The organism is Marivita geojedonensis (assembly GCF_002115805.1).
Classification (GTDB): domain Bacteria; phylum Pseudomonadota; class Alphaproteobacteria; order Rhodobacterales; family Rhodobacteraceae; genus Marivita; species Marivita geojedonensis.
Map to the genome: position 1 here is coordinate 155210 of NZ_JFKC01000002.1, position 12376 is coordinate 167585.

13 protein-coding genes are annotated in these 12376 nt (G+C 59.9%); 9 read left to right on the plus strand and 4 right to left on the minus strand.

Annotated elements, in window-relative coordinates:
• Positions 1–144: 144 nt before the first annotated feature.
• The 5 genes from MGEO_RS03905 to MGEO_RS03925 all read left to right on the plus strand — a co-directional run bounded on the left by MGEO_RS03905 (position 145) and on the right by MGEO_RS03925 (position 2715).
• On the plus strand, positions 145–492 hold the full coding sequence (locus MGEO_RS03905) for an AtpZ/AtpI family protein (protein ID WP_085635606.1): 348 nt from the start codon (positions 145–147) through the stop codon (positions 490–492).
• Positions 476–1234: a F0F1 ATP synthase subunit A gene (locus MGEO_RS03910; protein ID WP_085635404.1), complete on the plus strand. Its 759-nt coding sequence runs from the start codon at positions 476–478 to the stop codon at positions 1232–1234. Before MGEO_RS03905 ends, MGEO_RS03910 begins: the two co-directional genes overlap by 17 nt.
• 59 nt (positions 1235–1293) lie before the next feature.
• Positions 1294–1518: a F0F1 ATP synthase subunit C gene (locus tag MGEO_RS03915; RefSeq protein WP_072775827.1), complete on the plus strand. Its 225-nt coding sequence runs from the start codon at positions 1294–1296 to the stop codon at positions 1516–1518.
• An 85-nt stretch (positions 1519–1603) separates the two neighbouring features.
• A complete protein-coding gene (locus MGEO_RS03920) occupies positions 1604–2158 on the plus strand; it encodes a F0F1 ATP synthase subunit B' (RefSeq protein WP_085635405.1) in 555 nt (184 codons plus the stop codon).
• The gene (locus MGEO_RS03925; protein WP_085635406.1) at positions 2155–2715 is read left to right on the plus strand and encodes a F0F1 ATP synthase subunit B; all 561 of its coding nucleotides are present in this window, start codon (positions 2155–2157) and stop codon (positions 2713–2715) included. The genes MGEO_RS03920 and MGEO_RS03925 overlap by 4 nt, the downstream gene beginning before the upstream one ends.
• 107 nt (positions 2716–2822) lie before the next feature.
• Here MGEO_RS03925 and MGEO_RS03930 read toward each other — a convergent pair whose 3' ends face one another.
• From MGEO_RS03930 to MGEO_RS03940, 3 genes are all read right to left on the minus strand, one after another.
• Positions 2823–3482, minus strand: coding sequence for a YggS family pyridoxal phosphate-dependent enzyme (locus tag MGEO_RS03930; protein WP_085635407.1), 660 nt, complete (start codon positions 3480–3482; stop codon positions 2823–2825).
• Entirely contained in the window at positions 3473–4942 is a 1470-nt protein-coding gene (locus tag MGEO_RS03935; protein WP_085635408.1) for a tetratricopeptide repeat-containing sulfotransferase family protein, read from the minus strand. Before MGEO_RS03935 ends, MGEO_RS03930 begins: the two co-directional genes overlap by 10 nt.
• Positions 4943–5043: 101 nt before the next feature.
• Positions 5044–5967 carry a porin gene (locus tag MGEO_RS03940; RefSeq protein ID WP_085635409.1) on the minus strand — a complete coding sequence of 308 codons (924 nt, stop codon included), beginning with the start codon at positions 5965–5967 and terminating at the stop codon, positions 5044–5046.
• A gap of 274 nt (positions 5968–6241) precedes the next feature.
• On the opposite strand from MGEO_RS03940, the gene MGEO_RS03945 reads away from it, so the two are divergent.
• The gene (locus tag MGEO_RS03945; RefSeq protein ID WP_085635410.1) at positions 6242–6751 is read left to right on the plus strand and encodes a DUF3576 domain-containing protein; all 510 of its coding nucleotides are present in this window, start codon (positions 6242–6244) and stop codon (positions 6749–6751) included.
• 56 nt (positions 6752–6807) lie between these two features.
• On the opposite strand, the gene MGEO_RS03950 is transcribed toward MGEO_RS03945, so the two are convergent.
• On the minus strand, positions 6808–8070 hold the full coding sequence (locus tag MGEO_RS03950; protein ID WP_085635411.1) for a glycosyltransferase: 1263 nt from the start codon (positions 8068–8070) through the stop codon (positions 6808–6810).
• Between the two features lie 212 nt (positions 8071–8282).
• Between MGEO_RS03950 and leuS the strand changes: the two genes are divergently transcribed.
• Genes leuS through holA form a run of 3 tightly spaced genes read left to right on the plus strand, consistent with a single transcriptional unit; the run spans position 8283 to position 12371 of the window.
• Positions 8283–10868: a leucine--tRNA ligase gene (gene leuS, locus MGEO_RS03955; protein WP_085635607.1), complete on the plus strand. Its 2586-nt coding sequence runs from the start codon at positions 8283–8285 to the stop codon at positions 10866–10868.
• Positions 10855–11349 (plus strand): LPS assembly lipoprotein LptE, encoded by a 495-nt coding sequence (lptE, locus tag MGEO_RS03960; RefSeq protein ID WP_085635412.1) that lies wholly within the window; start codon positions 10855–10857, stop codon positions 11347–11349. The genes leuS and lptE overlap by 14 nt, the downstream gene beginning before the upstream one ends.
• Positions 11346–12371 (plus strand): DNA polymerase III subunit delta, encoded by a 1026-nt coding sequence (holA, locus tag MGEO_RS03965; protein ID WP_085635413.1) that lies wholly within the window; start codon positions 11346–11348, stop codon positions 12369–12371. Before lptE ends, holA begins: the two co-directional genes overlap by 4 nt.
• The last annotated feature ends 5 nt before the right edge of the window (positions 12372–12376 follow it).

Below are 12376 nucleotides of genomic sequence, written 5' to 3' on the forward strand. Positions count from 1 at the left end.
ACCCTTTGCGCGGCCACTTATTCGAAACATGAAAATTGATTTTTATCAAAAGGTTGGGCGTATCATGCCCACGCCAAGCAGCGCCTTGACTCAGGACATGCTGCACCGTAGCACATGCCGAAAGTTCCAACTGGGATGGAGCGCATGTCTGACGACGATCCAAAGCAAAGGCTGAAAGAGCTGGAAGCGCGGATCGCGGCGGCCAAGGGGGCCAAAGAGGACAAGCCACACCAGGAAGAACATTACAGCCAGGCGCAGCAAGCGTGGCGCATGGTGATTGAGATGGTGTCCGGTCTTGGGATCGGATTTGGCATCGGATACGGGCTTGATGCGGTCTTTAAGACCGATCCGTGGTTGATGGTGCTGTTTACATTGCTGGGCTTCGCGGCGGGGGTGAATGTTATGATCCGCACCGCCAAGGAGCTTCAGGTCAAGCAACTGGCCGAGCTGGCCGGAGAGAACGAGAGGGATCGACATGGCGACGGAAGCTAACGGTCACAGCGAAGGCGGACTGGTTTTCCACCCGATGGACCAGTTCATCGTCAAGCCGCTGTTCGGCGACGGTGCAGTGGGCATGTTCACCTTTACCAACGTTGCGTTGTGGCTCCTGCTGGCTGTGGCCTGCGTGATCGCGCTGATGGTGCTGGGCACGTCCAAGCGCGCGACAGTGCCGACACGAGTGCAGTCGATCGCGGAACTGGCCTATGGTTTCGTTTACAAGATGGTCGAGGATGTGACCGGCAAGGATGCGGTGAAGTACTTCCCGTATATCTTCACGCTGTTCATGTTCATCGCTTTCTCGAATTTCCTTGCGCTGATCCCGACCTCATTCTCGCCGACCTCGCACATCGCGGTTACGGCCATCCTCGGTTTCGGCGTGTTCATCGCGGTGACTGCGCTGGGCTTCATCAAGAACGGCGCGAGCTTCCTTGGTCTCTTCTGGGTCTCGAGCGCGCCGCTGGCGCTGCGTCCGATCCTCGCGGTGATCGAACTGATTTCCTACTTCGTGCGTCCCGTCAGCCACTCCATCCGTCTTGCGGGTAACATCATGGCAGGCCACGCGGTTCTCAAAGTGTTCGCCGGTTTCGCCGCGATCACCGCAGTCGCCCCGTTGTCGATCCTCGGCATCACGGCAATCTATGCACTGGAAGTGCTCGTGGCCTTCATCCAGGCTTACGTGTTCACCATCCTGACTTGCGTGTACCTCAAGGACGCGCTGCACCCGTCACACTAATACCGGTGGGTGCGTGCACCCATCCCCAGTTTCAACTTCCAATCGTAAGGAGAATTCACATGGAAGGCGATCTCGCACACATCGGCGCAGGCCTGGCAGCAATCGGTTCCGGCGCAGCCGCAATCGGGGTGGGCAACGTGGCCGGCAACTACCTCGCAGGCGCCCTGCGTAACCCGTCCGCTGCTGCTTCGCAGACAGCAACCCTCTTCATCGGTATCGCGTTCGCAGAAGCGCTGGGGATCTTCGCATTCCTCGTGTCGCTGCTGCTGATGTTCGCCGTCTAAGCTTCGGACTTAAATCCTTACGCGCGGGCGGTGCCGTAATCACGCGGCCCGCCCGATGTAACGACAAGTTCCGACGGAGGACGACATGGCAACCGAAACCACTGGTACAGCCAGCGCATGTGTGGGTCCGGATGGCAGCGCCATCGGCATGCCGCAGCTTTGCGCCGACTGGATGCCGAACCAGATCTTCTGGCTTCTGATCGCGCTGATCGCGATTTACTTTGTCCTGTCCCGCATCGCGTTGCCGCGCATTGCGACGGTTCTGGCGGAACGACAAGGCACGATTACAAACGACCTCGCAGCTGCTGAAGATCTAAAGCAGAAGGCTGTCGAGGCCGAAGAGGCCTATAACAAGGCCCTCGCCGATGCCCGTGCGGAAGCGCACGAGATCATCGCAAAGAACAAGGCTGAAATGCAGGCCGAACTGGACAAGGCTATCGCGAAGGCGGATGCCGAGATTGCTGCGAAGGCAGCGGAATCGGAAAAGGCCATTGCCGAAATCCGCGCCTCTGCCGTGCAGAGTGTGGAAGCCGTCGCCAAAGACACCGCAGGCAGCATCGTTGCCGCTGTGGGTGGTCAGGCGGATGACGCGGCGGTTGCCGCTGCCGTTGACGCGCAGATAAAGGGGGGAATGACATGAACCGTATCATGACAATTGCCGCAGCATCGCTGCTCGCCAGCCCGGCTTTTGCCGCAAGCGGCCCGTTCTTCTCTCTGAAGAACACCGACTTCGTGGTGACCGTTGGTTTCCTCGTCTTCATCGGCGTTCTGCTGTACTTCAAGGTGCCGTCTCTGCTGATGGGCATGCTGGACAAGCGCGCAGAAGGTATCCGGAACGAGCTGGATGAGGCCAAAGCGCTGCGTGAAGAAGCACAGGCTCTGCTGGCCTCCTATGAGCGCCGTCAGCGCGAAGTGCAGGAGCAGGCGGACCGCATCATCGCACATGCCAAAGAAGAGGCCGTTCTAGCCGGTGAGCAGGCCCGTGCGGATCTGGAAAAGTCGATCGCACGCCGTTTGGCTGCCGCCGAAGATCAGATTGCGTCGGCTCAGGCCAGCGCCGTCAAAGAAGTGCGGGACCGTGCGATTGCCGTGGCAATCAAAGCTGCACGCGACGTTGTAGCCAAGCAGATGACTGCCAAAGACGCGGCCAAGAGTATCGACGATGCAATTGCAGAGGTTGGCCAGAAGCTCCACTGAGCTTTCTGATCACAGTATGAAAAGAGCCCCGGTTGCCCGGGGCTTTTTTGTTTTGTGGGGACGGATGCGTCGACGCATCCGGGTTTTCTGTCGACGGAAAAGCTGCGCTATCCTGCGGGCGGAACCCGTTCGCCGAACAGGGCAGAGCCAACACGGATATGTGTGGCACCGAAGGCGATGGCCTGTTGGAAATCGTCGCTCATGCCCATGGAGAGTTGGCTTAGGCCGTTACGGTCAGCCAGCTTGCGCAGCAGAGCGAAATGCAGCGAAGGGGTTTCGTCCACCGGCGGAATGCACATCAGACCCTGAACGGGCAGATCGAGGGCGCGACATTCGGAAACGAAGGCGTCCGTGTCAGCCGGTGCGATCCCGGCTTTCTGCGGCTCTTCCCCGGTGTTCACCTGAATGAAGAGTGGAGGGCAGTGGCCCATTTCCTGCGCCAGTCGGGCAAAGGTGTTGGCCAGTTTGGGCCGGTCGAGCGTGTGGATGACATCGAAAAGCTCGAATGCCTGACGCGCCTTGTTGCTTTGCAAAGGGCCAATAAGGTGCAGGTCGATGCCGTCATAGGTTTCGCGGAAACCGGGCCATTTGCCGGCCGCTTCCTGCACGCGGTTCTCACCAAAGCTTCGGTGCCCTTCCTTGAGGACTGCTTCGACGCGTTCATTCGGCTGAACCTTGGACACGGCAATCAGGGTGACGTCCGACGGATCGCGGCCTGCTTCGGTGGCAGCTTTGGCGATGCGGTTGGCGATCTCTGTCAATCCCATGGTGTGTCTCCCCAGGCGTCGATGAAGGGTTGCATCTCGGTTTCGTAGCGGCGCCACGCAGCGGTCGAACTTTTGTAAATTGGCTGCCGTACCTGATGCAGGCTGAGTGTTTTGACCGTGCCGCCCTTCTCATGGAAGTTGAGGCACTCATCCTCCCATTCAAGACCTGCAGCTTCAATCACCCTGCGTGATTGAAGCTCGGGGTCCGATACGAGATCTTCGTACCGGACTTCGGCAAAGCGGTCTGGAAGCGTGTCGCGCCAGTGGCTGATGACCTGCCGGAATGCTTTGATGACTTCGGCGATCGTCGCGAGGTCGTTGGCATAGCGATGCGTGCCGCCCTTGAAGTGGTTCTTGTAGATCGACAGCGCGATGTCGCGTGGATCGCGGTGCACAACGATGAAGCGCGCGTTTGGGAGCGTCGCGTGTAACAGGCCGTAAATCATGAAAGCCATGATGGATTTGTCCGTCAGACAGGGTTTCGTCTGATCGACAAAAGGCACGTTGGCGCGCCCGAGAAGACCGATGAAAGCCTTGAAGTGTTCTGACGGCTCCTCGGCAAGCGGGCGCATGTCGGCACCAGTGCCAAAACTGGCATAGGCACAGCGCAAAGCTGTCGCCATCTCGCCGCCAGCGTGTACCCGGCTATGGCTGGCTATGATCTGCTCTACCAGAGTTGTCCCGGAACGGGGCAGGCCCGTCACAAAGATCAACGCCGGGTCTGTTCCTTTGGCATCCTGCAGCGGACGCAAACCGTCCTGCGCCTTCAGAACACCGTCACGTTCGGCCTTTCGGACCTCGGGGTCATCAGGCCAGAGATCGGCCTGTGCCTTGTTCGCGAGGCGAAGATGCGGAAACACTTTCGAGGTGTTCTTGGTATCCTCCATAGCCTTGGCCAGCGCGAAGTTGATATGCATGCGCCCCGTGGCCGACAGGCGTGGATGATTTGCCAATCGCCGCATAGCGCCAATCATAGGATCGTTTGGCTTGATCCGAATGGTTGTGGCAAGCATCCGGTACAGCTCGGCATCGTACGGGTGTTTTTTCTGCAGCTTCCGGAGGAGTTTTTCCGATTCATCGAACTGACCGGCAGTTTGGAGATAAAGCGCCTTTTCCGCCTGCGGTTTGATGGCCTTCGGATCGAGAGCGATTTGTTTGTCATAGAGTGACAGAACGGTCTCGTGGTTTCCGGCGGCGGAATGTGCGGCAATGGCTTCCGTCAGGATCGCCTGTTCGGAGGGTCGGAGCGCGACAGCACGGTCGATGGCGCTGAGCCGTTTGTCCTGATCTCCCAGGCGGGCGGCGATACGCGCCCGCTGGTAATGGATCTCAGGAAGGTTTGGGGCTTGCAGCAACAGTCCATCGAGCAACGCGGCGGCCTGCAGATCGTTCCCGTCCCGCGCAAGTGCGAGGGCCTTGTCATAGGTCGTTTTGATTGCGAGTGCTGGGTTGTTCTGCATCGGAGCCTCGGCCTTTTGCCTTTAGCTACTCGGCCCATCCCGAAAAGAAAAGAGCGGGCACAAGGCCCGCTCTTCCCTTAATCAAATCTGGCTATGAGCTATTAGAAGCTCATCGACAGACCCAGCGAGTAGCTATCGCTGGTGTTGTCGTTGCCGTCATCGCTGTAACCGTAACCCAAGTGAGCGGCGAGTCCGCCACCCAGATCGTAGGTAGCCGCAAGGCCCCAGCCGGAGCTATCACCGATGCCACCGACGGCCCAATCATCGTATTCGCCGTAGTTCACACCGATGGACAGTGCGTTCATGGTGTAACCGACACCGATGCCCATGTGCGTTGCATCATCCGGCCCACCTTCGATGTCAGCCTGGGTGTAGTTGATACCAGCGGAGAAGCCGTTAGCCATGGCAACATCGAGGCTCACACCCACGAGGTCAGCGATATCCTCTTGAGTTTGGAAGCCCACACCAATTCCAAGCGATGCACCGCCAAAGTCGGTGGAGTAGCGAACACCAAGACCCCAGATCGGATCCTGAGCACCCGTGTCGTCGATTTCAGCCGACATATGAGCTGCAAAACCTGCCGCGGAGTAGGACACGCGAGCAATCTGGCCATCAAACTGACCGTCGAGACCGGAGTTGGCATTGAAACCAGCATGCGAAGTCTCGTCGTCCGCGATCGATGCACCGGCCAAGTTCACTTCCTTCATGACCGCGTCGAGCGCGCCATCGGTGTCACCCATGTCGAGGCGCAGGCCGCCGTACGACAGGAAGTATGTTTCGCCACCCTGGGTAGTGTTGCCGAATGCACCGTTTTCGTCGAGGTCAACGGATGCACCAAATGCCAGACCACCATCGGATTCGCCGGTCATTGCGAATGTGACGTCGATGTCGGTGTGCCACTGGTCAGTTGCGTACTTGTCGCCGCCGATGATGCCGATTTCTGCATAACCGGAGATCGAAACTTCGGCTGCTGCGATGCCAGCAGTTGCAACCAGCGCGGTGGAAGCAAGAAGAAGAGTTTTCATTTTTTCCCTCATGTGTTCGTAAGGCACGTACCAAACCGGAAGGTCCGGATTAGCTGGAAACTCTATGCTCTTTGGCGGGTCATGTTTGCAAGCCAAGGTGACCCCCCTTTCCCAACTTCGCCATCTGTGATGCTCATTTGCCACAAGGTTTGTTCCGGGCTTTTCCCTTTGAAAGAACACAGGCTTATTGTGCAAAGACAAGTTCGGCTTGTCGGGATAGGGATCGGCTTGTATGCAAAGCAAGAGGCAAACAGGCAAACGAGGGCAGTCTCTTATGGACCTTACACGTTTCAGGACAGGTTTAGGCGTTGCCCTTATAGGTGCGTTTGTTTCAGGCTGTGGGTTTTTCGGCGGGTCGGAAGACCGCGAACCGGTCGAGACACGACCGGCACAGGAGATCATGGATGAAATCCAGGAACAACGCCGCCCCTACAGGGCGCAGTCCTCGCTGTTCGATTTCTTCCGGAATCGCAATGACGCCGGACAGGTGGGCGCGGTTAACAAGTATATTTGGAACGCTGCTCTCGAGACGCTTGATTTCCTTCCGGTTCAATCGGTTGATCCGTTCACAGGCGTGATCACCACCGGGTATGGAACGCCGCCGGGTGGCGGCCGTGCCTATCGGGCAACCATTCTGGTGAACGATCCTGCGCTGGATGCGCGGTCCCTGAACATCGCGCTGATGACCCGGTCCGGTCCAGTCAGCGCGGCCACCGTGCGGGCGGTTGAGGATGCGATCCTGACGCGGGCGCGGCAGCTGCGACAGCAGGACAGCGGTTTCTGATTTTTCGAAGGTGTGCCCCGAGCGCCAATGGCTTGGGTCGGCTGTGCCGAAGATGGTCAGTCTCTGGGGTGCCGCACGGGATGAGTGGCGGCGAGGTCGTCAACCCATTTCAGCTGCCTTGGCAGACACACCCGTTTGAGATCGTAGCGCTCTCTGGCGAATCGGCGGGCGTTTGACCCCAGGAAATCGCGCCGTTCGGGTGAGTCGAGAAGAGCGCAGGTTTCCTCGACGAGCCTTTCCCTGTCGAAGAAGTCCACAAGAACACCGGTCTGCCCACCGATGATGGCCTCCCGCACCGGCGCGGTATCAGAGGCAACAATGGCGCATTTGGCACTCATCGCTTCGATCAGGGACCAGGACAGGACAAATGGGTAGGTCAGATAGACATGCACCGTGCTGACCTGAATCATCGACAGGAACGTCGGGTAGGGAACGCGCCCCAGGAAGTGAACGCGGGCCCAGTCCTGATCCGGGATCTGCGGGCGGACTTCATCAATGAAGATCTGTTTCCAGGTCTGGCCCTGTGGTGGCTTCGCGCCATAGCTGGTTTCGTCGCCACCCAGCAGCACCACCTGCGCATTGGGTCGGCGGCGCAGCAGGTCGGGCAGGGCGCGCATGAAGATGTGGTATCCGCGATAGGGCTCGAGATTGCGGTTGATGAAGGTGATCACCTCATCCCTCGGTGTCACCTCGCGCCCATCAGGAAGCTGTAGTTTGGCATCCGGATTGGCGACAATCGCATTGGTATCGACCCCGTCGTGACATGTCGTGATCCGCGACTGGTACGCGTCCGGATAGGTGCCCGCCTGATACTGCGTCGGGCTGAGGCCCGCATCCATCACCTCTTCGTGCAGGCGGTTGTTAAGGTTTTTCATCCGCAGACGCAGCGCGTCGCGTCCGGGTGTCGGGCTTGGGAATTCGGGGTCGAAGCCTGTCTCGTGTTTGCTCGACCGATGATAGAGCTCGCAATAAAGTCCCAAACGCGCATCCGGCCAGACATCCTTGAGGAACAGGCTTTCGCCCCAGCCGTGGTGGGCGAGGATCACATCGGGGACAAAGCCACGCTCTTTCAGAGCGAGAGCCGCCTCAAAGCAGCTTGTCCCACGCAGTATCTTCGTTTCGAAATCAGCGAGCCACGGGTGAACGCCCTGCGTTGTCGATCCCTTTACGGTATAGGGTAGAACGTTGATCCCTTTCCATTTGGTTGGCTCCTTGACCCGAGGGGTCAGCACCACAACCTGATCGCCGCGTTCTGCAAGGGCGGGACCCAAGTGCTTGAACTGAGCGGGGAAGTTTTGGTGAATCAACAAAATGTTCATACGAAAACGCCGTGACAAACGAAGGCAACGCGCTCTGTATGGAGGCAATTCGGATCAATCACAACGCCGCACATAGATCCGGCGGGGTCTTTGCGCGCTCGATGTCTGTTGCATCAATGCCCGCCAATGGCAGAGCGGCGGGACTGGACCATCGCGCAGCATCGTCCTATCACGCGCTGCAACACGTCATTGAACACCACGAGGACATGCCCATGTCGCGTTACGACCCTTCTGTCATTGAGCCGAAATGGCAGGCTGCCTGGGAAGAGCAGAACACGTTCCGCGCCGTGCGGTCGGACGACAAGCCGAAATACTACGTGCTCGAGATGTTCCCCTACCCGTCAGGCCGCATCCATATCGGCCATGTGCGCAACTACACGATGGGCGACGTGATCGCGCGCTACAAGCTGTCCACCGGGCATAACGTGTTGCATCCGATGGGATTTGACGCGTTTGGGATGCCGGCCGAAAACGCCGCAATGGCGTCGGGCGGGCACCCGAAGGATTGGACCTATTCCAACATCGACACGATGGTCAGCCAGATGAAGCCTTTGGGCTTCGGTCTCGACTGGTCGCGCATGTTCGCGACGTGTGATCCGGAATATTACGGCCAGCAGCAGGCGCTGTTCCTCGACATGCTGGAGGCCGGGCTGGTCTACCGCAAGAACGCGGTGGTGAACTGGGATCCGGTGGATATGACCGTTCTCGCCAACGAACAGGTGATCGACGGCAAGGGCTGGCGCTCGGGTGCCGAAGTGGAGCGGCGCGAGCTGACGCAGTGGTTCTTCAAGATCAGCGATATGTCTGAAGAACTGCTGGACGCTTTGGATACGCTGGACGATTGGCCCGCCAAGGTGAAGTTGATGCAGGCGAACTGGATCGGTAAATCCCGTGGCCTTCAGTTTGCGTTCTCGACGATTGACGCGCCGGATGGGTTTGACCGGATCGAGGTCTACACGACCCGTCCCGACACATTGATGGGCGCGTCGTTTGTCGGCATTTCTCCCGACCATCCTCTCGCCAAGCATCTGGAAAAGGACAACGCCGAACTGGCCGCGTTCAATGCAGAGTGCCGCAAAGGTGGAACCACGGAAGAGGCGTTGGAGAAGGCCGAGAAGCGCGGTTTCGACACCGGGCTGCGCGTCCGCCATCCCTTTGATACCGCGTGGGAATTGCCGGTCTATGTCGCCAACTTCATCCTGATGGATTATGGCACCGGTGCGATCTTCGGCTGCCCGGCGCATGACCAGCGCGACCTTGATTTCGCGCGGAAATACGACCTGCCGGTGCAGAGCACCTTCGTGCCTGCGACGGGTGAGGATGCGTTCATCCTGCCCGAAGACGGTGGCCCGGCTTATGTGCCGCCCAAGCCCGAAACCGTGCGCTATGTCCGTGGCTTTGCTGGCGAAGAAGCGCAGACCGGGAACGATGCCATCGAAGCGGCCATCGGCTTCTGCGAAGAGAACGGCGTCGGCCATGGCGTAACCAAGTTCCGCCTGCGTGACTGGGGTCTCAGCCGCCAGCGCTATTGGGGCTGTCCGATACCGGTGGTGCATTGCGATGCCTGCGGCGTCGTCCCGGAGAAGAAAGAAAACCTTCCGATCGCGCTTCCTTATGACGAGGATGGCAAGCCCATCGACTTCTCGATCCCCGGCAACCCGCTGGATCGTCACCCGTCGTGGCGCAATTGCCCGTGCCCGTCCTGTGGCCAACCCGCCAAGCGGGAAACCGACACGATGGACACGTTTGTCGATTCGTCCTGGTACTTTGCCCGCTTCACCGCGCCACGTGCGGATACGCCGACGGATATGGCGGATGCGGAGTATTGGATGAATGTCGACCAGTATATCGGCGGCATCGAACACGCGATCCTGCACCTGCTCTATTCGCGCTTCTTTGCGCGCGCCATGTACATCACCGGACACCTGCCGGAACGCTGCAAGGAGCCGTTCAACGCGCTCTTTACGCAGGGCATGGTCACTCACGCGATCTACAAGACCACCGGCACGGATGGACGCCCCGTTTATCACTACCCGGAAGACGTGGAACTGCGCGACGGCAAAGGCTTCCTGAAAGACGGCACCGAGGTCGAGATCATCCCTTCGGCCAAAATGTCGAAGTCGAAGAACAACGTGGTCGATCCGGTGGCGATCATCCAGCAATACGGCGCAGATACCGCACGGTGGTTCGTGCTGTCCGACTCGCCCCCCGAACGGGACGTGGAGTGGACAGCTTCCGGCGCCGAGGCGGCGGCCAAGCACCTTGCCAGGGTCCATCGGATTGCTGCCGAGGTGGCCGATGCTGACGACGCTGCCAACACCGAAGACGAAACCCTTCTGCGCGAGATGCACAAAGCGATCCACGACGTAACCGGTGGCGTGGAAAGCTTCGGGTTCAACGCTTCGATTGCAAAGCTCTACGCTTTCACAAACACACTGGCTAAATCCAAAGCCGGGTCGGATGCGAAACGGCAGGCGGCAAAGACACTGGCGCAGCTCATGTCGCCGATGACACCGCACCTGTCCGAAGAAATCTGGGCGCTGCTGGGGGGCGAGGGCCTTGTCGCCAATGCGCCGTGGCCCGTGGCCGATGAGGCGATGCTGGTCGAAGACACCGTCACGCTGCCGATTCAGGTGAACGGCAAACGCCGTGACGAAATCACCGTGCCCAAGGACATGGACAAAGCCGAGGTTGAAAAGCTGGCGCTGGCGACCGAAGGTGTGAAGCGCGCGCTGGATGGCGCGAGTCCCAAGAAGGTGATCGTCGTGCCGGGTCGGATCGTGAATGTGGTTGCATAGACGCCAGACGCTGTTTGCTTTGTCTGCGCTCGTCGCGGGCGCGGCCTGCGGGTTTACGCCGGCATATGGGCCGGATGGCGGCGCGTCGGTTTTGCAGAACAATCTGCGTGTCGCAGCCCCGGAACGGCGCGACGGGTTCTTGATTGCGCAACGGCTGGAAGATCGTTTTGGTCGAAATGACGGTGGGCGCTATGTGCTGACCGTCACACCCACAATCCAGCGGCAGGGACTTGCGACCTCGGTCGAAGGGACGACCAATCGTTTCCAACTGACGGGTCGCGCGGATTTCGAGCTGCGTGACAAAGAGATGGACAGCGTGGTCCGGCAAGGGCGCGTGACCGATTTCACCGGCTTTTCCGCCACCGGTTCGACTGTCGCCACACTGGCCGCCGAACGTGATGCGGCAGCGCGATTGATGGTGATTCTGGCGAATCAGATCGTTGACCGTCTGGTCATTTCGGCAGGCGGTCTGCCCGAATGAAGCTGCCCCCGCGCGAGGCGTCGGGCTATTTTGCCCGCCCGGATCCGGCCAAGACCGGCATCCTGATCTATGGCGAAGACGCGATGCGCGTGGCGCTCAAGCGGCAGGAGTTGATTGCGGCTCTGATCGGGCCGGAGGGCGAGGCCGAAATGCGGCTCACGCGGATTCCGGCGGCAGAGTTGCGCAAGGAACCCGCTTTGCTGGGCGATGCAATCAAGGCGGTGGGGTTCTTTCCCGGCGCCCGCGCGGCTTTTGTCGAAGATGCAAATGACACGGTGATCAAGCCCATTGCGGCAGCGGTTGAAGATTGGCAACCGGGCGATGCGCAGATCGTAGTGACGGCGGGGCAGTTGCAGGCCAAGTCCGCGCTGCGCAAGCTCTTTGAAGGGCATCCAAACGCCTATGCGGCGGCGCTCTATAACGATCCGCCCAGCCGGGCCGAGATCGAGGCGGAATTGACCCGCGCAGGTTTAGCCCGCCCCGATGGCGCAGCGATGGAGATGCTGACCTCGCTGTCGAAGGAATTGGACCCGGGCGATTTCCGCCAGACGCTCGAAAAGATCGCGCTCTATAAGCTGGGGGATGACGCGCCGCTCTCGCCGGACGAGGTGGCGCTCTGCGCGCCGGGTTCGACAGAGGCCGACCTGGACGACGTGCTCAACATCGTGGCCGAGGGGCGCACTGGCGAGATTGGCCCGGTGATGGCACGGCTTGAGGCGCAGGGCACGGCGGCGGTGACGCTGCTCATCATGGCGACCCGCCATTTCCGGGCGCTGCACACGGCGGCCTCTGATCCTGGTGGCGTCGGGCAGGGGATCACACGGTTGCGTCCGCCGGTGTTCGGCCCGCGCCGGGATCGCATGTCGCGGCAGGCGTCCGGATGGGGCATGTATCGGCTCGAACAGGCCTTGCAGATGCTGTTGGAAACCGACCTGTCGCTGCGCTCGGCCGGGCAGCACGGGCCAGCGCTGGCAATTGTGGAGCGGGCCTTCATCCGGCTGGCGATGCTGGGACGCAGATAAGGTTT